The 23,128-nt window shown below is 36.5% G+C and carries 15 protein-coding genes and 1 tRNA gene; 9 read left to right on the top strand and 7 right to left on the bottom strand.

The features are described from left to right. Positions 1-179: 179 nt before the first annotated feature. On the top strand, positions 180-2,123 hold the full coding sequence (locus tag ACB104_RS04915) for a YgiQ family radical SAM protein (protein ID WP_370477170.1): 1,944 nt from the start codon (positions 180-182) through the stop codon (positions 2,121-2,123). A 26-nt stretch (positions 2,124-2,149) separates the two neighbouring features. Here the strand turns inward: ACB104_RS04915 and polA are convergent, their stop codons facing one another. Further along, positions 2,150-5,023: a DNA polymerase I gene (polA, locus tag ACB104_RS04910; protein WP_370477169.1), complete on the bottom strand. Its 2,874-nt coding sequence runs from the start codon at positions 5,021-5,023 to the stop codon at positions 2,150-2,152. Between the two features lie 178 nt (positions 5,024-5,201). On the opposite strand from polA, the gene ACB104_RS04905 reads away from it, so the two are divergent. Together ACB104_RS04905 and ACB104_RS04900 are read left to right on the top strand one after the other, a co-directional pair. Continuing rightward, positions 5,202-6,431 (top strand): metallophosphoesterase, encoded by a 1,230-nt coding sequence (locus tag ACB104_RS04905; protein ID WP_370477168.1) that lies wholly within the window; start codon positions 5,202-5,204, stop codon positions 6,429-6,431. Positions 6,432-6,485: 54 nt separating this feature from the next. Continuing rightward, positions 6,486-6,782, top strand: coding sequence for a thioredoxin family protein (locus tag ACB104_RS04900; protein ID WP_370477167.1), 297 nt, complete (start codon positions 6,486-6,488; stop codon positions 6,780-6,782). A gap of 22 nt (positions 6,783-6,804) precedes the next feature. Here ACB104_RS04900 and ACB104_RS04895 read toward each other — a convergent pair whose 3' ends face one another. After that, positions 6,805-7,449: a polysaccharide deacetylase family protein gene (locus ACB104_RS04895; protein ID WP_370477166.1), complete on the bottom strand. Its 645-nt coding sequence runs from the start codon at positions 7,447-7,449 to the stop codon at positions 6,805-6,807. A gap of 3 nt (positions 7,450-7,452) precedes the next feature. Beyond that, on the bottom strand, positions 7,453-10,758 hold the full coding sequence (locus tag ACB104_RS04890; RefSeq protein WP_370477165.1) for a protein O-mannosyl-transferase family: 3,306 nt from the start codon (positions 10,756-10,758) through the stop codon (positions 7,453-7,455). Between the two features lie 152 nt (positions 10,759-10,910). Between ACB104_RS04890 and ACB104_RS04885 the strand changes: the two genes are divergently transcribed. Next, positions 10,911-10,983: transfer RNA gene (locus tag ACB104_RS04885), tRNA-Gln, on the top strand. Between the two features lie 81 nt (positions 10,984-11,064). Here the strand turns inward: ACB104_RS04885 and ACB104_RS04880 are convergent. Continuing rightward, positions 11,065-11,415 carry an arsenate reductase family protein gene (locus tag ACB104_RS04880; protein ID WP_370477164.1) on the bottom strand — a complete coding sequence of 117 codons (351 nt, stop codon included), beginning with the start codon at positions 11,413-11,415 and terminating at the stop codon, positions 11,065-11,067. A 60-nt stretch (positions 11,416-11,475) separates the two neighbouring features. Here ACB104_RS04880 and ACB104_RS04875 point away from each other — a divergent pair, with 60 nt between their 5' ends. Then, positions 11,476-11,940, top strand: a complete 465-nt coding sequence (locus tag ACB104_RS04875; protein ID WP_370477163.1) for a DinB family protein — start codon at positions 11,476-11,478, stop codon at positions 11,938-11,940. On the opposite strand, the gene ACB104_RS04870 is transcribed toward ACB104_RS04875, so the two are convergent. Together ACB104_RS04870 and ACB104_RS04865 are read right to left on the bottom strand one after the other, a co-directional pair. After that, positions 11,920-12,642: a DUF3298 and DUF4163 domain-containing protein gene (locus ACB104_RS04870; protein ID WP_370477162.1), complete on the bottom strand. Its 723-nt coding sequence runs from the start codon at positions 12,640-12,642 to the stop codon at positions 11,920-11,922. The genes ACB104_RS04875 and ACB104_RS04870 overlap by 21 nt on opposite strands. 145 nt (positions 12,643-12,787) lie before the next feature. Further along, complete coding sequence (locus ACB104_RS04865; RefSeq protein WP_370477161.1) at positions 12,788-13,621, bottom strand: THC0290_0291 family protein; 834 nt, start codon at positions 13,619-13,621, stop codon at positions 12,788-12,790. 201 nt (positions 13,622-13,822) lie between these two features. On the opposite strand from ACB104_RS04865, the gene gdhA reads away from it, so the two are divergent. The 4 genes from gdhA (at position 13,823) to ACB104_RS04845 (ending at position 20,763) form a co-directional block, all read left to right on the top strand. Beyond that, entirely contained in the window at positions 13,823-15,166 is a 1,344-nt protein-coding gene (gene gdhA, locus ACB104_RS04860; RefSeq protein WP_370477160.1) for an NADP-specific glutamate dehydrogenase, read from the top strand. A gap of 118 nt (positions 15,167-15,284) precedes the next feature. Then, positions 15,285-17,630: a type IX secretion system anionic LPS delivery protein PorZ gene (gene porZ, locus ACB104_RS04855; protein WP_370477159.1), complete on the top strand. Its 2,346-nt coding sequence runs from the start codon at positions 15,285-15,287 to the stop codon at positions 17,628-17,630. Further along, positions 17,630-18,349 carry a DNA repair protein RecO gene (gene recO, locus ACB104_RS04850; protein ID WP_370477158.1) on the top strand — a complete coding sequence of 240 codons (720 nt, stop codon included), beginning with the start codon at positions 17,630-17,632 and terminating at the stop codon, positions 18,347-18,349. Before porZ ends, recO begins: the two co-directional genes overlap by 1 nt. Before the next feature lie 2 nt (positions 18,350-18,351). Then, on the top strand, positions 18,352-20,763 hold the full coding sequence (locus tag ACB104_RS04845; RefSeq protein ID WP_370477157.1) for a TonB-dependent receptor: 2,412 nt from the start codon (positions 18,352-18,354) through the stop codon (positions 20,761-20,763). Positions 20,764-20,826: 63 nt separating this feature from the next. Here ACB104_RS04845 and ACB104_RS04840 read toward each other — a convergent pair whose 3' ends face one another. Beyond that, complete coding sequence (locus ACB104_RS04840; RefSeq protein ID WP_370477156.1) at positions 20,827-23,103, bottom strand: RemA C-terminal-like gliding motility protein; 2,277 nt, start codon at positions 23,101-23,103, stop codon at positions 20,827-20,829. Positions 23,104-23,128 lie beyond the last annotated feature (25 nt).

Genomic DNA, 23,128 nt, shown 5'->3' with positions numbered 1-23,128 from the left:
ATGTTAATTCTTAAATTTTTGGAGAAAGTCAACATTTTCAGCACAATAAAAATAGGCTTTTTTTGATTAAGAAACATTCTATTTAACCACTGAAAAGGCTGTCAAAACGTATTGTTTTTATGTGTAATTGATGGTATATTTAACACTAACCGATTAATTTTTAAGTATTTTTGCAAATTATGCAAGAGTTACAACTTTCAGATTGGTTGCCTACCACAAACAAAGAGGTTAAAATTCGCGGATGGGAATATCTAGATGTTATCCTGTTCAGCGGAGATGCCTATGTAGACCACCCCACGTTTGGCCCTGCGGTTATTGGGCGTTTACTTGAAAGTTTTGGCTTACGGGTGGCAATCGTTCCGCAGCCCAATGTAAATGACAACCTTCAGGATTTTGTAAAGCTTGGCAAGCCTAGATTGTTTTTTGGTGTAACCGGTGGCTGTATGGACCCTATGGTGAGTAACTACAACGCCAATAAAAAGCGTCGTGATAAGGATGCATACACGCCAAATGGCGATATTGGTTTCAGACCAGATTATGCTACTACAGTTTACAGTAATATTTTAAAGGAAAAATGGCCCGATGTTCCTGTTTTGATTGGTGGTATTGAGGCCTCCCTGCGTCGTGTAACTCATTACGATTATTGGAGCGATAAGTTGATGCCCACTATTTTAGAGACATCAAAGGCTGATATGTTGGTTTATGGAATGGGCGAACAGCCATTACGAGAGGTTGTTCGATTACTGGAAAAAGGGGTGCCTTTTGAGAGTATAAACACGGTCAATCAAACCGCATTGCTTATTAATAATGACTCGGATATTCCAAAAAATAAAAATTGGGAAGATGTTGAAATAGCCTCACACGAAGTCTGCTTAAAAGATAAAAGGGCCTACGCCTCTAATTTTAAAATTATTGAGCAAGAGTCAAATAAGTTGTATGCCCGACGAATTTTTCAGAAAGTAGGTGATAAGATGCTGATGATAAATCCGCCATATCCAACTATGACTGAAGAAGAAATTGATGCTTCTTTTGATTTGCCTTACACGCGTTTGCCGCACCCAAAATACGATAAGCGTGGACCGGTTCCAGCTTTTGAAATGATTAAGTTTTCCATCAATATTCATCGAGGGTGTTTTGGGGGCTGCAGTTTCTGTACTATTTCGGCGCACCAAGGAAAATTTATTGCCTCTCGAAGTCAAGAATCCATTTTGAAGGAGGTGGATAAAGTTACCAATATGCCAGATTTTAAGGGTTATTTGTCTGATATTGGAGGCCCCAGTGCGAATATGTATAAAATGAAAGGAAAAATACAATCTATTTGTGATAAGTGTGTGGCGCCAAGTTGTATTTCACCAGTTATTTGTAGCAATTTAGATACATCCCATAAACCGTTAACGGAACTGTATAAAGCTGTTGACAGTCATCCAAAAGTGAAAAAGTCGTTCATTGGAAGTGGCATACGTCATGATATGTTGGTGCCAGAATTCAATAAAAATGCTGATGCAAAAGAATTGGATGATTACACAGAAGAGGTGATGACCAAACACGTTTCCGGAAGATTGAAAGTTGCTCCTGAGCATACCAGTGATCCGGTATTGAAACTTATGCGCAAACCTTCGTTCAGTTATTTCCATAAGTTTAAAGATCGGTTTGATAAAGTTAACCTTAAGCACAAGCTCAATCTGCAACTTATCCCATATTTTATATCCAATCATCCAGCATGTGAAGTTGAAGATATGGCCAATCTTGCGGCTGAAACGAAAGACATGGGCTTTCAATTGGAGCAAGTTCAGGGATTTACACCAACGCCCATGACGGTGGCTACGGTAATTTATTACAGTGGTTATCACCCATATACTTTACAGGAAGTAAAAACACCAAAAACCAAAAAGGAAAAGGACGAACAGCACCGATTTTTCTTTTGGTATAAAGAAGAAAACAAAGCTTGGATTAAAAACACCTTAAACAAACTTGGAAGACAAGATTTACTTAAAGTTCTTTTGCCTGAAAAAGCTGAAAAATGGCGTAAAAACAAACCTGGTAAACCTAAGCATACGTTTAACGATGCCGTTCCTTTTAATCAAAGGAAGAATAAGGTGAAATATCGAAAGAAGAGGAAGTGATTTACTCTCACTCAAGGAGAATGTTTTTAATGCGCCTCCAACCAATTGTTACCAACACCTAAATCAACATCTAAAGGCACATCCAATTTATAGGCATTTTCCATTTCTGTTTTCACCAGTGTTTTGATGGTTTCCAATTCTGGCTTGTATACATCAAATACCAATTCGTCATGTACTTGCAAAAGCATTTTGCTTTTGTAATGGCCTGCTTCAAGCTTTGCAAAAATGTTTATCATGGCAATTTTAATGATGTCGGCCGCGCTACCTTGTATCGGTGCATTTACGGCATTGCGCTCTGCGGCACCACGCACCACGGCATTCCTGGAATTAATGTCTTTTAAATAGCGACGTCTCCCCAATACGGTTTGTACGTAACCATGGTCGCGCGCAAAATCCACTTGCTCACTAATGAAGTTTTTTAATTTGGGATAGGTGGTGTAATAGGTGTCGATTAACTCCTTGGCTTCACTTCTAGATAAATCGGTTTGGTTGCTCAATCCGAAAGCTGAAACACCGTAAATAATACCAAAATTCACCGTTTTTGCATTGCTTCGTTGCTCGCGAGTAACTTCTTCAATAGGCACATTAAATACTTTTGAGGCCGTTGAAGCATGAATGTCTTCGCCGTGTTTGAAAGCTTCAATCATAGTTTCTTCTTTACTCAATGCGGCGATAATACGAAGTTCTATTTGGCTGTAATCAGCAGCTAATAAAATGTAATCTTCATTTCTGGGGATAAACGCTTTTCTTACTTGTCGCCCGCGTTCGGTACGAATTGGAATGTTCTGTAAATTGGGGTTGTTACTACTCAAACGTCCAGTAGCGGCAACCGTTTGCATATAATCTGTGTGTACTCTTCTCGTTGATGGTTCAACCTGCAATGGCAAGGCATCAACATATGTGCTTTTTAATTTTGATAGGCCTCTAAAATCCAATATTTGTTGGATAATTTTATGGTCTTTGGCCAAATAGCTTAAAATATCTTCTGAAGTGGCGTATTGACCTGTTTTAGTCTTTTTGGGCTTGTCTACCAGTTTCATTTTGTCAAACAAAATTTCGCCCAATTGTTTTGGCGATGCAATATTGAATTCTTCACCAGCAGCTTCATAAATACTTTTCTCAAGGGTGTCAATATCGTTTTCAAGCTGTTCGGACAAAGAGTTTAAAAAGTCTTTATCCAAATTAATGCCTTCCAATTCCATGGCTGCCAAAACTCGAAGCAAAGGGATTTCAATGTCATCAAACAGTTTTTGGGTATTGGCCTCGCCCAATTCGTTTTGAAAATGCTCTTTAAGTTGAAGTGTAATATCGGCATCCTCAACAGCATATTCCGTTTGCTTTTCTAAAGGAACCTCGCGCATCGAAAGTTGGTTTTTACCTTTTTTTCCGATTAATTCTTCAATTGAAATAGGTGTATAATTGAGATATGTTTCCGATAGCACATCCATATTATGGCGCATATCAGGATTGATAAGGTAATGTGCCAACATGGTATCAAAAAGCTTGCCCCTAACTTGAACATTGTATTTGGCCAAAACCTTTATATCATACTTTAAGTTTTGTCCAATTTTTTGAATGTTTTCATTTTCAAAAAACGGACGAAGTTCTTCAATTAACGTTTGGGCTTCGTCTCTATTTTCAGGAAAAGGTAAATAGAAACCTTTATTAGCTTCCCATGAAAATGCAATGCCAACCAACTCTGCCGTTATGGGGTTAATGCCCGTAGTTTCGGTGTCAAAGCAAACCGAATTTTGGCTCATTAAGTTTTTAATGAACAATTTCGTGGCCATACCTGTTGCCACACTTTGGTAAAAATGTGAGGTGGTTTCGGCTGTTTTTCTTGTGTAAGATGTCGTGGTAGAAATATTATCTTCAACATCACCGTCAGCACCAAATAATGAAAATTGCCCTGCACCGGCCGATGCTTTTTCTTTTGGAGTTTGGGACTTTTCGACAGTATTTGAAGCCGTCTTTTGATTTGAATTGCTTTCCAATTCTGCTGAAGGTTCTTCACCATCAGAAAATGTTTTTATGAAATTTTCAGTGAGCCTTCTGAATTCTAGATTCTGAAAAATTTCCTTTACTTTTTCAATGTCGGGATGGTTGAGTTCAAAATCTTCAGCATGAAATTCAACAGGCACATCCAGCATGATTTTTGCCAATTTTTTAGATAATCTTCCCAATTCAGCATTTTCCTCAACCTTCTCTTTCATTTTGCCTTTAAGCTTATCGGTATTTGCTAAAAGCCCTTCCATGCTGCCAAACTCCTTGATAAACTTTTTCGCTGTTTTTTCACCAACACCTGGTAATCCTGGTATGTTATCACTGGAATCACCCATCATCCCTAATAAATCAATAACTTGTTCCGGAGTTTCCACCTCAAATTTTTTCTTTACCTCGGGAATGCCCCAAGTTTCGTAACCACCACCAAACGATTTTGGTCGATACATAAAAATATTGTCGGTTACCAATTGTGCAAAATCCTTATCGGGCGTTACCATATAGGTTTTGTAGCCTTCATTTTCCGCTTGACGGGATAGCGTTCCAATAATGTCATCAGCCTCATAACCACTTTTTTCGATAATGGGAATGTGCATCGCTTTTAAAATCTCGTGGATGTATGGCACTGCGGTTTTTATGCCTTCGGGTGTTTCATCTCGGTTGGCCTTGTATTCCTCAAACATTTCAAGACGGTCGGCACTTCCCCCTTTGTCAAAACAAACTGCCAAATGGTCTGGGCGCTCTCGTTTTATAACATCCAAAAGCGAGTTCATAAACCCCATAATAGCCGAGGTATCTTCACCTTTCGAATTTATTCTTGGGTTTTTTATAAAAGCATAATAGCCACGAAAAATAAGGGCGTAGGCATCTACTAAAAAGAGACGTTTTTGGTCTGACATTGGTTTAATTTTGAAAGAAAACCAAAGCTACGAAAAGTTATGCGTAAAATTGAATTTATAATGGTTTGGGTTTGTGTGATGTTTATAACACATCGGTTAAACTCTTAACAATTAGTTAAATAAAACCCTTAATGCGTTATTCATTTATAATACTGTTATCTTTGGGTAAAAAAGAACGATGCTACGCTGGGCTTTACTTTTACTGTTTTACGCCGCAATAACTTTTTATGGCTTTCTGGCCCTTAGAACGGTGACCAAAAATATTTGGTTGCATTACCTGTTTATTTTAATTGCTTTGGTAATTGCGGGCAATTTTATCATTCAATTTGCGGTATATACCGAGGGGCGCGTTTTAACTCCTGCCAAAAGTTATGCCTTTGGATTTTTGTTGGCCTTTATTTCATTGGGGCTTGTATTAATTCCGCTTCTTTTAGTAGAAGATATTGGAAGGGTAATCTATGGGCTTTATGACAAATTTCTTGCTAAAAATGATTCGTTTTATTTGCCATCGCGACGAAAGTTTATCAGCCAAATTGCACTTGGCCTTGCCGCCATTCCGTTCTCATCTATACTTTACGGCATGTATCGGGGCAAGTATCAATTTAGGGTTTTAAATTATACACTTCATTTTGAAGATTTGCCAGAAGCTTTTGATGGATATAAAATCACGCAAATTAGTGATGTGCATTCAGGTAGTTTTGATAACCGCGAGAAAATTGAATATGGTATTAATCTTATAAATGAGCAAGCTTCGGATGCTATTTTGTTCACAGGGGATATGGTAAACAATAAGTCTTCCGAAATGTTGCCTTGGACAGACTTGTTTGGTTCGTTAAAGGCAAAAGATGGTGTTTTTTCTATTTTGGGAAACCATGATTATGGCGATTATGTCGATTGGTCATCTTCGGAAGAAAAAAAGCGGAATTTTGAAGACCTGATTCAATTGCAAAAAGACATGGGTTACGACTTGCTTTTAAATGAAAGCAGATTCATTGAAAAGGATGGGCAGCGCATTGCTATTGTTGGCGTTGAAAATTGGGGTAGCGGCGGATTTAAACAGGCAGGTGATTTGAAAAAGGCATCAGAGAATATAGACCCAAACGATTTTAAAATATTAATGAGCCACGACCCAACGCATTGGCAGCAAAAAGTTATAGATGATGATTACCATTATCATTTAACGCTAAGCGGTCATACCCATGGTATGCAGTTTGGTATTGAAATTCCCGGATGGGTTAAGTGGAGCCCCGCAAAATGGCGCTATAAATATTGGGCAGGTGTTTATAAAGAAAAGGGCCAATACATTAATGTAAACCGGGGTTTTGGGTTTTTAGGTTATCCAGGGCGTGTTGGTATATGGCCTGAAATAACAGTTATAGAGCTTAAAAAGGGTACAAGTGATGCATAATTCGTGAGAAATGCTATATTTGTATAAGTGCATATGATTAATAAACAATAAAGTATGTCAAAATTTGGGGAGCTAATAGACGTATCAATTCCAGTTTTGTTAGATTTTTATACAGAGTGGGATGACCAAACCGGGGCAATGCATTTAATTTTAAGAGATGTAGCTGCCGCTTTAGGAGATAAAGCAAAGGTTATTAAAATTGATGTTGAAAAAAATCAGGAACTTGCCGAAGCCCTGCGCGTTAAAACTTTACCAACCCTTATTATCTACAAAGACGGCGAGATGAAATGGCGCCAAAGCGGCGAGCAAGATGCCAACACCTTAATTGGCATTGTAAAGGAGTATCTTTAAAAAAAAGAGTTAAAATCTTAGGTTAAACTTCTTCTAAGGTTTTAAACCGATATCCTTTTTCGCTAAAATAATTCAATACTTTGGGCAATGCATATTGCATGTTTTTCGAAGCCTTAATGCTGTCATGAAAAACTATAATACTGCCATTAACGGTTTTGTCAATAACATTGTTTAAACAAGTTTCGGGCATTACACTTTTATCCCAATCAAAAGAAAGGACGTCCCACATAATTATCTTATAGCCCACTTCAATAAGTTTTTTGCCTTGTTTAGGGGTAATTTGGCCATAAGGAGGACGGAATAAATTGACAATTGGTGATTGGTGCAATTCTATAATTTTTTGAGCCTTATCTACCTCTGTCAGATAATCTTCAGTCTTGGTTTTCCACCCTTTTACATGGTTGAAAGTATGATTGCCGATTACATGACCTGCTTTAAGAATATTTTGAAATATTTCAGGGTGTTTTTCAACATTGTTTCCAATACAAAAAAAGGTAGCCTTGGCGTTGTATTGTTTTAGTGTATTTAAGGCCCAGTTTGTTATTTCGAGTGTTGGACCATCATCAAAAGTCAAATAAATCACCTTTTCGGTTGAAGGAATATCCCAAATATAGCTAGGGAACATTTTCTTGGCGACCAAAGGTGTTTTTATGGGTGTAAAGTCCATAAATTAATCAGCAGTATCTATAGGCAAACTGGTGTCTTGGGGTATATCAGGGTCAAAAGGTTCTTTTTCGGGTTCATCACCTCCATAAAAATGCTTAAACGACCTTAAATAATTATTAAACACTTTGCCCTCAATTTCAGCAAATTCTTCATCATGTTTCACTATCACATCTACTAGGGCTTTATAGCGGCTAATATCCGTATAAATCTCCTCAAATAAACGTTCTTGACTATCGGTTTTTAAGCTGCTATAATAAGCTAGGTTTTCTTGGTATTTTTTGGCTACTTCTTTAAAAAGTGATCTGGCTTTTTCTTTGTTTCCTACTTCATAATATGCGCTGATATAAGGCTCAAGTAATGTGTAAAAACCAAAATAATCAACAGGCATGTTTTCCATAGCGATATCGGCAATTTCCTCCGCCTTATCTAGCTTATTCTCGTTTATAAGTTGCTGAATTAAGCGCGCCAAATTACCACGATAGGTTATTGAGTTTTTACGTGTTTCTGGGTCGTGATAAATATCTGGGCTGCCGCTATTGCCCCAATCCCAATTTTTAACCTTTTCATACATTAATTCGCTATCAACACGTCCCATGTCAAAAGGGTTGGCACGGTCTACAGGTGTTTTTATTGGCACTAATTTATAACAAAGCCCATCTAGTTGCAGATAATCTTTCATCCAAATATAATCGTCATCACCAAAGCTCCCACCGGTAAAATAAATAGGGCGTTTCCATTCGTTGTTCGCTATAACGTCTAGCATCAGTAGTCTGTTTTTATATAGAGCCCCTCCTGTAATCGTAATGTCAATATATGGCACTATTTTATCCGCATCTGCTGGTTTTACAATTCCAGACCCCAAAACATTTTCTTTATTAACTGGAATGCGCAAATGTGGAGTAGGCAGATAGCTGGCATTCAAATCTTGCGAACGTATCTGCGAAATATCGATTCCTCTCTGTTGTAAAACGAATTTATATTTTGTTTTTGGGTTATCGCTAGCCACAAAATCCAAAAACCGTTCAACAGTTAAGGTGTCTGGAATAACTTGTTGGATAACAATATAATCGTTGGTGCCGTATTGATATAAATCGTGCGTAAGTTGGGATGGTATAGGGTCGCTTTCATAAGCCTTGCGCTTCATTTGATCAATGTACCAATCGGTTTGGAACAAACTAGTATTTACAACACGTACATCGGTGCGGTAGCCTTCAATCTCTTGGGCATACCAAAGCGCAAACGTATCGTTATCGCCAATGGTAAACAAAATGGCATTTTGGGCGCACGAGTCGAGATACATATGTGCCATAGATTTTGCCGTATATTTCTCCGATCTATCATGGTCGTCCCAGTTGTTTGCAGCCATGATGCCCGGAACTAAAATAAGGCAAACAAAAGTAATTAGTGCAGCTGCCAATTTTTTTGGGATGTAAGTTTTTAAAGTGTCATAAAGGCCATAAACCCCAAAGCCTATCCAAAGGGCAAATACATAAAATGAACCCACAACGGAATAATCGCGTTCCCTCGGTTCAAAAGGTCGGACATTGGTATAAACCTGAATGGCAACACCAGTAAAGAGGAAAAAAACTAACATGACCCAAAACAATTTTTTGTCTTTATTAAACAAAAAGAAAAAACCAAGCAGGCCTAGAATTAAAGGCAATAAATAGTAAGTATTTCTTGCTTTGTTATTTTTTATATCACTTGGTAAATTGTCTTGAGAATATCCCAAATGCCATTCATCCAAAGGTTTTATGCCTGATATCCAATTGCCGTGGTTATCATATTTCCCTTGAATATCATCTTGTCTTCCGGCAAAATTCCACATAAAATAGCGCCAATACATATAACCCAATTGGTATTCAAATAAATACTTAATGTTGCTGGCCAATGATGGTTTTTCAATATCAATGTATTCTTTAAATTGCTTTAAGAAGTTGTGGTAATCTTCATAATCTATATTTCCGTTGTTAACATCCTTTCTAAAATTATTTATTGAAGAACGCAGTTCGTTTTCCATTTGGTACTCAGGCTTCAATTTAAAATCTAAAAAGCCAGAGAACATCATATAATTTTCGGCATGTTCAGTACTCCACATACGAGGAAGGAAGGAGGCATGCTTGGAGTTGTAATTCTGTTTTGCGTTTTTGTAGTCGTTCACAATAACGTACTCCCCTTTTTTCTCATCTTTTTCGTACTTAGGTTTGTCGTCTATGTATGGATTTTTTTCATCTAAATATGCATATTGATCGGTAAACTGTGGCCCATAGAATAGGTGTGTTTCTGGGTATTGTTCCAAATTGTAATAGGCCAAAAGTTCTCTGGCACTTGATGGATTATTTTCATTTATGACTACATTGGCATTGGCACGAATGGGAAGCATTAACCATGTAGAAAACCCTATAATTATAAAGGTGATGCAAAGAATGCCCGTATTGAGATGAACATAGCCTTTTTTGCGGGTGAATCGCAACCCATAGTTAATTAAAGCAACCAATACAATCCCAGCAATTATCGATCCAGAATTGAAAGGGAGACCAATGGTGTTCACGAAGAATATTTCGGTAGCACTAAAGATTTTAAGAATATTGGGGGCCAATAATTTAAAAACGAACAGTAATATGCCAACAGAAACTACATTGGCAATAATGAAATTTTTGACCGTAATGGTTTTGTAATTTTTAAAGTAATAGATAAGCCCAATGGCAGGAATAGTGAGCAAGCCCATAAAGTGGACTCCAAACGAAAGCCCAATTACAAATGCGATTAAAATAAGCCATCGGTTACCTCGAGGTTTATCCATATCCTGTTCCCAACGCAACCCAAGCCAAAATAAAGCAGACATAATTAAAGTGGCCATGGCGTAAACCTCCGTCTCTACCGCATTAAACCAAAACGAATCTGTAAATGCAAAAGCCAAACTGCCAACCAAACTGCTGCCCAAAATAGCCATTGATTTACTTTGAGATATATCGCTATTTCCAACAACTATTTTCTTAAGAAGTAAGGTAATAGTCCAAAACATAAAAAGGATGGTGAAGGCACTTGCAACGGCACTCATCATGTTCATCATCCAACCAACGAGTTCATTATTTCCAAAGGTAAATATGGAGAAAAATGCACCCAACATTTGAAAAAGAGGAGCCCCAGGTGGGTGGCCAACCTGCAATTTGGAGGAGGTTAAAATATATTCGCCGGCATCCCAAAAGCTTACCGTGGGTTCAACTGTTAAACTGTATGTGATAAGCGCAATTAAAAAAGAGAACCAACCCAAGAGTGTGTTCCATTTTTTAAAATTGAAATGTGCCATATATGTCTGTGTTTATTTGCTTTGGCGAATTTAACAATAATTACTTAACCGCAAATGTTTTTAAGTAAACGTTAAGTTTTTACGATTATTTTTTGATAAAAATGCTTGTACAAATAAAACTTTGTACTAAATTTGCACCCTCAATTGCACAATGGCCTATGGTGTAACTGGCAACACGTCTGGTTTTGGTCCAGAAGAGTCTAGGTTCGAGCCCTAGTAGGCCAACGAGTAATTTTAAAGTCCTTGTTTTTCAAGGACTTTTTTAATCCCTTTTTTTGAAAAATTCATTTGAAATAGATATTTTTCTTAGATAAGTGCTGCCTTCACCGCTTCTATTGTGTTTTTCGAATTTCCAATGAAAATCTTGTCTTTAACGATAATGACAGGGCGGCTTAAAAAGGTGTAATGATGAAGAATATAGTGTTTAAAGTCGCGTTCAGTTAAATTTTGGTTTTTAAGGTCCATTTCTTTGTACAGCTTAGAACGTTTGCTGAAAAGAGCCTCATAACTACCCGCCAAATCTTTCATTTGCTCTAATTGTTGTACCGTTATTTCTTCATTTTTTATGTCTTGAAGAATGAATTCCGATGATAAATTCAGCTCTTTTAATATCCTTATACAGGTGCTGCAGGTCTTTAAGTAATATACTTTTTTCATTTGACTTAGTTGTTTCTAAAAAAACAAATTAAGTTATATTTATCCAAAAATTTAAACATTATGGACTTTACATTTAAAGTTTTGAACAATACACGAGGAATTTTTAGCAAAATAATTGAAAATTCTTCCTTGGAAGATTTAAACAAAATACCCGAAGGTTTTAACAACAATATTATTTGGAATATAGGGCACATTGTGGTGACAGAGCAGTTACTGGCTTGTAAATTATCTGGATTGGACATGATGGTTTCGGACGATTTAGTGAATAAATACAGAAAAGATTCTAAACCAGAGGACAATGTCAACCAAGCTGAGGTTGATGAAATTAAGGGCTTATTATTTTCTACCATAAAAAAAACCGAGGAAGATTATAAAAAAGGTGTTTTTAAAGACTATAATGTTTATACGGTTTCAACTACAGGAAACACATTGCACAATGTTGATGAGGCATTGCAATTTGTGCTTGTCCATGAAGGTATACATTATGGGTATGTTTTGGCGCTTTTAAAAGTCATTAAAAACTAAAAAGGGTTCTGCTTCTTCAAAAGGAATAGCAAACTCTATAATTCCGGTTGAATAGGGTGCAATTTCATAGGTGTTATAAAGCAAAACAATACCGCTTTCTGAATATGCCATGTTAGCAGGTAGTTGGAAGGTGTCTGATTCAAAAACAATACGTTCTTTTCCTGAAATGCTTTTATCGAAATGGGTTTTGGCCAAGGTTTTAAATCCTTCTAAATTATTGATTAATTTGCCGCTTGATATTTTTTGTCCAGTCGTACTTTCAAAATTTAAAAACGAAATATTCAAAAGTCCGTGTGCACCACCCGTGTTGACATAAGAGGTAATGGCTATGCTTATTATTTCAGGTGACTGATATATTACTTCGCCATCAATTTGGGCTTCCCATATCAGGTTAGTTTCAGGAAAGTCGTTCTTAAAAGATTCGTATTCATCATTGAAAGCTTTAACACTTTCCTCAATCGGTTTTAATTCAATCATATCTGAATTGCCAATGTGCAGAGCAGCTGATACCGTTTTTGATATTTCAGAATTTATATGGTTGGCTATTGTTTTGTTTCCCTTAGCCTCAGGAATATTTATCTCAACAATGTTATTGTTTTCTAGGGGTATGTTAATTTCAGAAAATGATGTTTTTGTCTCATCGTTACAAGCGACAAAGGCCATAAATAGAAAAAAAAACAGGTAGGAGTTTTTGCCAAACATGATTAATTTATTAACTACCCTTAAAGGTAATTATTGCATTTAAATATGCCGAATTAAAATGAATTATTTAGTCCATAAATAATGTTTGCTTAATGGAATTTGAGTTATGTTATAAAAACAGTGAGAAAGTAAAAAAAAAGAGGGATTAATCTAAATAATAGATGTATCCAAAATTAAGCCAAATAAGCCAATCGTTGTATTTGTTGTAATCTCTAAACTGGTGATTAAATCCATCAATCCAATCACTAAAGTAATACTGCCATCTTAAATCCAACATTAAATCTGAAAGCTTGGTAAGTTTATACCGAAACCCTACACTAGTTACTACAGACCATGCATTGCGTTGACTTAAATTAATGGGATATTCCCTTTGTTGGCCACTAGGGATAGGAGGGAGATAAGAATCATCTTTATACCAAAAAGAATAGATATTATCTGGATTGTAAATATTGCCATTACCATATGTTGTCGTTGCTTTAGGCGATGATGTGGTGTAATGGGCACCTAAACTTACAAATGGTGCAATTCGATAGGCAAATGCTTGGAAAGAGCGAATACTTAAAGGAAAATATTCCAGTTGCATCCCAATATCAAAATTTTCGGCGACACCAGAATGTGCTCTGAGTTTATCGGCATCAGGGCTAACCTTATCTGCCTGTACCCAAAATCCATGATGGTCTAATCTGGTTCTGTTCCAAGAAACTTCACTTCTTAATTTAAAATGGTCGTTAAAATAGGTGTCTGTTGTGTAACAGTTACAATCGGCACTGTAAGCAAAACTTATATAATGAATAATTCCGATACCAATTCCAGAATTCCCTAAGTTGGTAACTTCTTCAAATCTACCACCATAATCTGAACGAAACTCTACAGGACCTGCTATAACACCCAATTCATGAGAAAAACCTAGTTGGGCAAAAGCCGCTTGAACGCTAACAAACAATAAAAGCCCATAAGCTAAAGATTTGAAGTTAAGCATAAAAAAGGTGTGTTTTTTTGAGGGCGTTACTCAAACAAATATATAAAAACTAGGTAAACAAACAAATATTAGTGAATTTGGTAAAATCAATCAAAATTATTTATTGCGAAATTCAAAAAAAATAGCTTGTTTTTTTGAAGATATAGTATATTTGTGGCAATAAACTATATATTCAATAAATATTAAGCAATAATTGTATGTATGAAAAGCATCATTAAAGAATTTTTGGATCAGGTAAGGGAAAGAAATGGACACGAACCTGAGTTTTTACAAGCAGTGGAAGAAGTGGCTGAAACCGTAATTCCTTACATTGTAAAACATGATATATATTATGGAAAAAATATTTTGCTCAGAATGGTTGAACCCGAGAGATTGATTTCGTTTCGGGTATGTTGGGTGGACGATAAGGGTGAAATACAGGTAAACCGGGGTTATAGAATTCAAATGAATTCAGCAATTGGGCCCTACAAAGGAGGTTTACGCTTTCACCCTTCGGTAAATGCAAGTATTTTAAAATTTTTGGCTTTCGAGCAGGTATTTAAAAATAGTCTGACAACCCTTCCAATGGGTGGAGGTAAAGGAGGTAGTGATTTTGACCCCAAAGGTAAGAGTGATAATGAAATCATGAGATTTTGTCATGCCTTTATGAGTGAATTGTTCAGGCATATTGGCCCAAATACAGATATTCCCGCGGGTGATATAGGTGTTGGCTCTAGAGAAATTGGCTTTTTATTTGGGAAGTATAAAAAACTAAGAAATGAGTTTACAGGAGTGCTAACCGGAAAAGGGATGTCTTGGGGAGGTTCTTTAATTAGGCCAGAAGCCACGGGGTATGGTACGGTCTATTTTGCCAAAAAAATGCTTGAGACAAAAAACCGAAATTTTGAAGGAAAGGAAGTCGTGGTGTCGGGTTCTGGTAACGTGGCTCAATATGCCGCAGAAAAGGTTATTCAATTAGGCGGAAAGGTTTTAACGCTTTCAGATTCTGACGGCTATATTTACGATTTTGAGGGTATTGACAAGGAAAAATTGGCATTTATAATGCAATTGAAAAACGTAAAAAGAGGAAGGATTAAAGAATATGTCGATGAATACCCTAATGCCGAATATCACCATGGTAAAACACCATGGGATGTAAAATGTGACATTGCCTTACCGTGCGCTACCCAAAATGAACTTAATGAAAATGACGCCAAAACACTTTTACAAAATGGTTGCATTTGCGTTAGTGAAGGCGCCAATATGCCGTCAACTAAGGAGGCCATAGCGGCATTCCATAAAGCGAAAATATTGTTTGCCCCAGGTAAAGCGTCAAATGCCGGAGGCGTAGCAACTTCTGGACTGGAAATGACACAAAATTCACTAAGATATAAATGGACAAGAGAAGAAGTTGATAAAAAGCTACAGGACATCATGGCCGACATTCACCAGTCTTGTATTGAATACGGAACAGATGATGATGGATATGTTGATTATGTAAGAGGTGCTAATATTGCAGGATTTGTAAAAGTAGCCGATGCTATGCTAGCTCAGGGAATAGTTTAAAATTTCAAAATTAATTTAAGCAAAAGGCTTCCTAAAAAGGAAGCCTTTTGCTTTTTAATTATATTATTTTAAAGTAAAACTCGTTAGTTATAAATATATTTGAATTTTCAAAAAATCTATGTTTAAAAAAATTGTAGTTTTAGTTGTCTTACTTTTACCATTGGTGCAATTTTCCCAAGACTTTTCCGCGCTTTGGCAAGGCCATTTTTCATATAGGGAAATTAAGGATGTTACTCAGGGCAACGGTAAAATTTTTGCTGCAGCAGAGAATGCCATATTTAGTTTAGATACTGAAACTAATGAAATGACTGAAATAACCACCGTTAATGGGCTGTCCGGTGAAACTATTTCGGCAGTTTACTACAGTGAAATTTATCAATTATTGGTCGTTGGTTATGTAAATGGTCTGATTGAAATCGTTTTTGATAATGATGAAAATGTTTTAACCGTAGTTGATATCATTGGTAAGCCTACAATCCCTTCCACCAACAAAAAAATTAATCATTTTAATGCATATCAAAATGCTCTATATATCTCAACTAATTTTGGCATTTCGGTGTTTGATTTGGAACGTTTAGAATTCGGTGATACTTACTTTATTGGCAGTGGAGGCACACAAGTTCAAGTGACACAAACAGCCATTTTAGGTGATTATATTTATGCTTCATGCCGTGGAGGTAATGGAATAAAAAAAGCATTGGTTTCTAGCCCTAATTTAATTGATTTTCAAAATTGGCAATCAATCAATACTGGTGATTGGCTTTCTATTGAAGCCCAACAAGACAGACTTTACGCAATAAATACAAATAGAAAAATATACCAAATTATAAATGATTCATTTAACGAAATGTTTACTTATTCTCGCATTCCTCAAGATTTAAGAGTTTATGATGGAAACTTAATAGTTACAACGCTAAATGAGGTATTTGTTTATGATTCCAATTTCAATATTTTATCACAAGTTGTAATAGATCCTACTTTTACTACTAATTATAGCTGTGCAACAATAAATTCTGAAAACATCTTTATTGGCACCAATGATTTTGGAATTTTAAGAACATCTATTACGGACTCTGCCACCCTTGAAGAAGTTCACCCCCAAGGGCCTCTTTTAAATACGCCTTTTTCACTCCAAACAGAACCAAATGGTTTATGGGTTAGCTTTGGAGAATACGATTTTTTTTACAACCCTTATCCCTTAAACAGAAGAGGCATAAGCCATTTTAAAGATGGTGGGTGGATAAACACTGAATATGACGAAATTTTCGAGGCCAAATGTTTAAACAAAATTGCCGTCAATCCCTTTAGCAATAATCAAGTATTTATCAGTTCTTTTTTTAGCGGATTATTAGAAGTTAACGACAATGTCCCAACCATTTTGTATGACGTATCGAATAGTGGTTTGGAATCTTTAGTTGATCCTAACAACCCAAGCTCTATAGATATTAGAGTAGGTGCTTCAGCTTTTGATAATAATGGAATTTTATGGTTAACAATGGGACTTGTTGAAAATCAATTAAAATCATATAATCCATCGAACAACCAATGGAAATCCTATGCTTTAGATGGGATTATACCAAATGCAAATAGCAATAATGGATTTAGTGATATCGTTATAGACAACAATCAAATCAAATGGGTTTCTAGTTACAATTACGGAGTAATAGCTTTTAATGAAAAAAATGGCAGCAAAACAATGAAGGCTATTTATCAGGACGATGAAAATATGCCAACCAAGTATGCAAGTGCTTTGGCCATGGATAAAAGGAACCAGTTATGGATTGGAACTGTAGTTGGTTTACGAGTTTTGTACAACACCTCCAATTTTTTTGATGATAACAATCCCAGCGTAGACGAAATCATTATAGAGGAAGATGGTATTGCAAAAGAATTATTATTCCAACAATATATCACAGATATTAAGGTTGATGGCTCGAATAACAAGTGGATAGGAACAGTTGATTCTGGGCTGTTTTATTTTTCACCAAATGGTCAAAAGACCATATATCACTTTACAAAAGATAATTCTCCTTTGCCATCAAATAGCATCAGAGACATTTCTTTGGACGAAGTTAATGGTATTGTATATATTGCCACAACTAAAGGCTTAGTGTCATTTCGTTCGGGAGGGTCAAGCCCTTTTGAAGATTTGGAAAGTGCCTATGCATATCCAAACCCCGTTAGGCCCGGATTTAATATTGTTGATGAAAAGGTAAAGATTAAGGACATATCGGAAAACGTTAATATCAAAATCACGGATATTGAAGGTAATCTGGTTGCCGAAGCACAGTCAAGCACTAATCAAAGATATTCTGGTTATAATTTAGAGATTGATGGTGGTACGGCCTATTGGAATGGAAAGAACCTAGCCAACAATGTTGTGGCTTCTGGGGTGTATTTAATAATGCTTTCCGATTTGGAAAGCTACGAAACTAAAGTTTTAAAATTAATGGTGGTACGCTAATGCTTATTACTACAAACGCCATTGTTCTTTCAAAATTAAGATATAAGGATAACGACCTCATTGTAAAATGTTACTCCCAACAGCTTGGGGTGGTGAGTTTTCTGTTATGTGGTGTCTTAAAAAGTAAAAAGGGAAATGCCAAAGTGGCTTATTTTCAACTACTTTCCCAATTGCAACTCGTACTGATTCATAAAAATACGAGGTCGTTACAGGCCATTAAGGAAGCTAAACCAAATTTCATTTACAATAGTTTACATACCCATGTTTTAAAAAGTGCTATTGTAATGTTTATAGCGGAAGTGTTGTCGAGCACACTTCAGGAAGAGGAACCGAATGAAACACTTTATAGTTTTTTGGAAAGCACACTTTTATGGTTGGACTCTCAAGCCGAGTATTCAAAATTTCATTTGTTGTTCCTTCTGAAACTCACAAAATATTTGGGTTTTTATCCTGAAATGAGCGATGTGGACTATCCTTTATTTAATCTATACGAAGGAAGATTCGAGCAAAAGGCAAGTAATAAATACAGTATTAGTGGCGAAAATTTAACACTGCTAAAAACTTTATTGGGCACAACATTTGATGCTTTACCTGATATAAAAATCAATGCCAAACAAAGACAAGCGTTTTTAAGTATAATATTGTTATATTATGAACTACATTTAGGAAGCTTTAAGGTTCCCAAGTCGCTGCAGGTATTTAATCAAGTTTTTAGCTAAACATGAAGTCTCATTATTTACTTTTCTTTTTTTTACATATATATATTTCTTTTCAAGGCCAAAACATTAAAGTGCTTAATAGTGTGACCAAAGAACCCATTTTTGGTGTTGCTATTTATAATATCGATAAATCTAAAAGCGTGATAACCAATTTTAGAGGTGAAGCCGAACTCGACGTTTTTTCAGATGATGAAACCATTTATTTTAAGCATTTATCTCATGTTTTAAAAAAACTGACCAAGAAACAAATAGGGAAATCTAACCGTGTGTTTTTGGTATCAAATACCCAAGGATTGGAGGAAATAGTTATTTCGGCTTCAAAATTCAAACAGAACAAAAAGGACATCCCTCAAAAAATAGTACGAGAAAGCGCAGAACATGTTGCATTTTCAAATCCCCAAACCAGCGCCGATTTATTGGAAAATACTGGCCAGGTCTACATTCAAAAGAGTCAGTTGGGTGGAGGCAGCCCTATGATACGTGGGTTTTCTACTAATAGATTATTAATCACTGTTGATGGCGTTCGCATGAACAATGCCATTTTTAGAGGAGGAAATTTGCAAAATGTTATTTCTGTAGATCCGTTTTCTGTTGAGCACACCGAGGTCACTTTGGGCTCTGGCTCCGTTATTTACGGAAGTGATGCCATAGGCGGGGTTATGAGCTTTTATACGCAAAAGCCTAAACCTTCGTATACCGATTCGCTGTTGTTCCAATCAAATGCTTTGGTGAGGTACAGTTCTGCGAATGATGAAAAAACAGGGCATTTTGATTTTAATCTAGGTTGCAAAAAATGGGCTTTTATTACCAATACCAGTTATTCAAGTTTTGGTGATTTAAAAATGGGAAGACATGGGCCCGACGAGTATTTACGACCAGAATTTGTGATTGAAACCAGTGAGGGCGATGTCATTATTCAAAATAGTAATCCTTTAATTCAAAAATATACTGGGTATAATCAGCTGAACTTGATGCAAAAAGTACGGTACGAACCCTATGAGAATTTAAGTTTTGATTTGGGTTTGTTCTATTCCACAACTTCAGATGTGCCCAGATATGACCGATTGATTCGATACCGAAACAGTGAGTTACGCTCTGCAGAATGGAATTATGGCCCACAAAACTGGTTTATGGGCAATTTGCAGATTACCAAACTGAGCAGTAGTTCGAATTTATACGACAAGATAAAAGCTACCATGGCTTATCAAAATTTTCAGGAAAGTAGGATGGATAGAAATTTTCGGTCATCAACTAGGAACATTCGTAATGAAGCTGTTAATGCCTATTCCATCAGTTTGGATTTTGAAAAAACATTAAGCCTTAAAACGCAATTTTTTTACGGTGCCGAGTATATTTATAACAAGGTAAATTCAAACGGGCAAGAAGAAAATATTGATACTAACACCATAATGCCAACAGTTTCACGATACCCAAATGGAGCAACTTGGCAAGCTGCTGCTATTTATTCCAGTATTAAATATAAGCCCAATCCAAAATTTGTCTTTCAATCAGGATTGCGGTTCAATCATGTGGTTTCTAGTGCAGATTTCACAGAAAACAATATGTATTTAGATTTGCCTTTCATATCCTCAAAAAGTACGGCAGGTTCACTTAATGGAACTGCAGGTATAAGTTGGTCGCCAAACAGTAATATACAATGGAAACTGAATGCATCATCGGCCTTTAGGGCACCAAATATAGATGATGTTGGTAAAGTATTTGATTCTGAGCCAGGCTCAGTTGTGGTGCCAAACGAAAATTTAAGACCTGAATATGCCTATGGCGGGGAAGTTGGTTTAAAATTGAATTTTGATGATAAATTGGTGCTAGACATGAGCACCTATTACACCTATTTAGATAACGCTTTGGTGCGACGGGACTATACATTAAATGGCGCAACGGAGATTAAATATGATGGTGAATTAAGCAATGTACAGGCTATTCAAAATGCATCAAAAGCTTGGATACATGGTTTTGAAATAGCCTTAAAAATGCCCATAACACCCAAATTAAAATTAACCTCACAATACAGTATTATTGGGGGTACAGAAACGGCTGGAAATATAGAAGTTCCCATTAGACATGTGGCTCCAAATTTTGGAAACACACATTTAATCTGGTTGTTAAATGATGTAAAATTAGACTTATTTGCCAACTATAATGGCGATTTATCTTTCGATCAATTGGCGCCTTCCGAAATTGAGAAGGATTACATCTATGCTTTGGATGAAAACGGAAATCCATATAGCCCGTCATGGTATACGCTTAATTTTAGGACTCAATTTGAAATTAATCGCTCGGCTACTTTAACGGCGAGTTTAGAAAACATCACCGATCAACGCTATAAAACCTATTCTTCTGGGATTGCTGCACCCGGGCGCAACTTTATTTTGGCGTTAAAGTATAGTTTATGATATAAAAAAACCGCCCGCAACAGAATATTGCGAGCGGTTTTAGTTTTTAGAATTTTGTTTTAGTTATTTCTTTATAGCCTTTTTAGTAACAATGGCTCCATTGGAAAGTTCAACCTTTGCTATATAAACCGTGCTTTTTAAATTTGATAGTGTATAAGTTTCGGAAGTATTTTGCCCTTTAAGTTGATACAACTGTCTGCCAAATAAATCGTAAATATTAACCGCTTTAATTTTTAAGTTGTTGGAAGTTGTAAACCGAACATCATGGTTATATAACTCAACAATTTTTAAACTATTTGCATTTGCCAAATCAAAATCCGTAGAAAGTGCTTCCTGTTTAAACACGATTTCAAAACGGTTGTTAAATTCACCAACCTCAGAAGTAAAGGTGTAATCTGAAAGAGATAAATCGTGAACACTATTTAGCAAATTATCTTTTAAATAAACATTGTTGCTGCTTAAAAAATCACCTTCTAGTTGGGCTATAGATAATTTGTAAAGTGTTGCCACATCAATTTTGGTGCTAAAACCAAGTTTGATGACTTCATCTTCGTTAATACTGTTGATGTTTTTACCTTGGATGACGTATTTTTTATTGTTTTCCTCCATTGAAGTATATAAAACCGAGGGAGCGTCAGGAGTAATTAGCCTAGGTGCATCATAGGCTAAACCATCATTTCCATTAGTTGCGCCATTAACATAGCCAACTAATATTTGATTGAACACTCCATTATCCGAAGTTAAATTCACCCATAGTCTGTTTTCCACAAGGCTATGGGATTTCTTTTTTGAACCAGAACCTCTAAAAAATTGAGTGTTACTTATTCCATCAGCCATACGCATAGCATTAGTAAATGTGGCCGTTCCGTTGGTTACTGCCGCAATAAAAAAGCCTTGTGCAGATGGGATGAATTGGTCGGGAGTGTCAGGACCACCACCTGCTGCACCACCAACTCCAACGGTATATGTAGCATAATCGTTATTACTAAAATTTAAATCTTGGTTCCCTGGATTAGCGCTATCAGGTGGAGTAGCTTGCGACCAAAAATAAGCGACACCATCGACTACAGAGGAGTTTGCCGCATGGAAAGCCACAAAATCAATGGCAGAAGGGTATGGGTTGCCTATAAAGTTCCATTTCATTCCTGTATTTGCAACATTGTAAGTTATGTTCACATCTACATCTCCAGTATTGAATTCACCTTCAAAGGAAGCAGTACCAGAGCCACCAAAGAAAAAACGAGATTCAGTAACCGCATAACCAACACCTGGGGTCATAGTGTCTCCCGAGTAAGCAGGTTGCCAGTCATCACCATTATCATCAATGTCATTACCATCGTTGTCGACAAAGTTTGCAGCATTAAACAAAAAGCGGCGGTCTCCATCAACATCTGGGAAAACACTACCAATAGTCTCTCCCATCACAGGTGAACTCCAATAAGTGTAATAATACCAAGCGGCTTTTGTTGCTGTTTGTTTGTTTACTCTTGAAAGACCGTTGTTTGTAAATGTTCCAGCATCGTCATTTTGCACAAAATTACCTTGTGTTTGCACAATCAAACTGCCATCAACAGTAACATCGTTTTCCACTTCAACAAAAGTTCCGTTATCAACAGTTAGCGTAGCCCCTGAATTAACTGTTAAGCTGCATGCGCTAAAGCTTCCACCATTAACAGTTGTGTTGTAACTAGCATTCAATATGGCCTCGGTAGTTAAGTCTGGTCCCGTACCATTGCTCCATACTGTACCATCCCACGTTACGGTAGAAGAACAGAACGGAGATACCGTTCCGTTTATGATAATCCCTTTGTTAGAAGTTGTATTTTCTTGAATATCAAATGTCCCTAAATCTGACCCAGCTTGAAAAGCATATAACCTAAAAGTGATAGTTGCAGTTACATTTGTATATGCCGATAAATCAATGCCATTGTTGTCTTCACCTGAAGGAGAAACGACAGCATCTGTAAATATTGACACAAAACCAGAACCCGTGTTAACTTGGATATCAACCTTTGTTGGCCCATCCATAGGACTCCGATCATAAGTAATGTCCATGGTTGTTAAATCGATTTGATGACCTGCGTTTGGTGTTATGGTCCACTCCAAATAGTCATTAAGGTCTAACGTTGTAGCTGTAGTCCAACGTCTAGAATTGTATGTTAATCCCGTGTTTTCAACAATGTCCGAACTTCTACATATGCCACTTGTTGTAATATCGGAATCGCTATAAATAGTGCCACTACAGCCAGAATTGGCTAAAGAGCTAAATGAGGCGATTTCTTGGGAATGTATTAAACCAGCACATAAAAAGGCTATAATAATTAAAAATACTTTTTTCATTTAGTCAAGTTTAATTTTTAGATTT

The organism is Tamlana flava, from assembly GCF_041287255.1.
In the GTDB taxonomy this organism is placed as follows: Bacteria; Bacteroidota; Bacteroidia; order Flavobacteriales; family Flavobacteriaceae; genus Tamlana; species Tamlana flava.
The sequence above is the reverse complement of the archived record's forward strand: the minus strand, read 5'-3'. Positions and strand labels throughout refer to the sequence as shown.

Excerpts from the sequence above, each read along its gene's own strand:
- ACB104_RS04915 (WP_370477170.1), top strand. The coding sequence starts at position 180 with ATGCAAGAGTTACAACTTTCAGATTGGTTGCCTACCACAAACAAAGAG.
- polA (WP_370477169.1), bottom strand. The coding sequence starts at position 5,023 with ATGTCAGACCAAAAACGTCTCTTTTTAGTAGATGCCTACGCCCTTATT.
- ACB104_RS04905 (WP_370477168.1), top strand. The coding sequence starts at position 5,202 with ATGCTACGCTGGGCTTTACTTTTACTGTTTTACGCCGCAATAACTTTT.
- ACB104_RS04900 (WP_370477167.1), top strand. The coding sequence starts at position 6,486 with ATGTCAAAATTTGGGGAGCTAATAGACGTATCAATTCCAGTTTTGTTA.
- ACB104_RS04895 (WP_370477166.1), bottom strand. The coding sequence starts at position 7,449 with ATGGACTTTACACCCATAAAAACACCTTTGGTCGCCAAGAAAATGTTC.
- ACB104_RS04890 (WP_370477165.1), bottom strand. The coding sequence starts at position 10,758 with ATGGCACATTTCAATTTTAAAAAATGGAACACACTCTTGGGTTGGTTC.
- ACB104_RS04880 (WP_370477164.1), bottom strand. The coding sequence starts at position 11,415 with ATGAAAAAAGTATATTACTTAAAGACCTGCAGCACCTGTATAAGGATA.
- ACB104_RS04875 (WP_370477163.1), top strand. The coding sequence starts at position 11,476 with ATGGACTTTACATTTAAAGTTTTGAACAATACACGAGGAATTTTTAGC.
- ACB104_RS04870 (WP_370477162.1), bottom strand. The coding sequence starts at position 12,642 with ATGTTTGGCAAAAACTCCTACCTGTTTTTTTTTCTATTTATGGCCTTT.
- ACB104_RS04865 (WP_370477161.1), bottom strand. The coding sequence starts at position 13,621 with ATGCTTAACTTCAAATCTTTAGCTTATGGGCTTTTATTGTTTGTTAGC.
- gdhA (WP_370477160.1), top strand. The coding sequence starts at position 13,823 with ATGAAAAGCATCATTAAAGAATTTTTGGATCAGGTAAGGGAAAGAAAT.
- porZ (WP_370477159.1), top strand. The coding sequence starts at position 15,285 with ATGTTTAAAAAAATTGTAGTTTTAGTTGTCTTACTTTTACCATTGGTG.
- recO (WP_370477158.1), top strand. The coding sequence starts at position 17,630 with ATGCTTATTACTACAAACGCCATTGTTCTTTCAAAATTAAGATATAAG.
- ACB104_RS04845 (WP_370477157.1), top strand. The coding sequence starts at position 18,352 with ATGAAGTCTCATTATTTACTTTTCTTTTTTTTACATATATATATTTCT.
- ACB104_RS04840 (WP_370477156.1), bottom strand. The coding sequence starts at position 23,103 with ATGAAAAAAGTATTTTTAATTATTATAGCCTTTTTATGTGCTGGTTTA.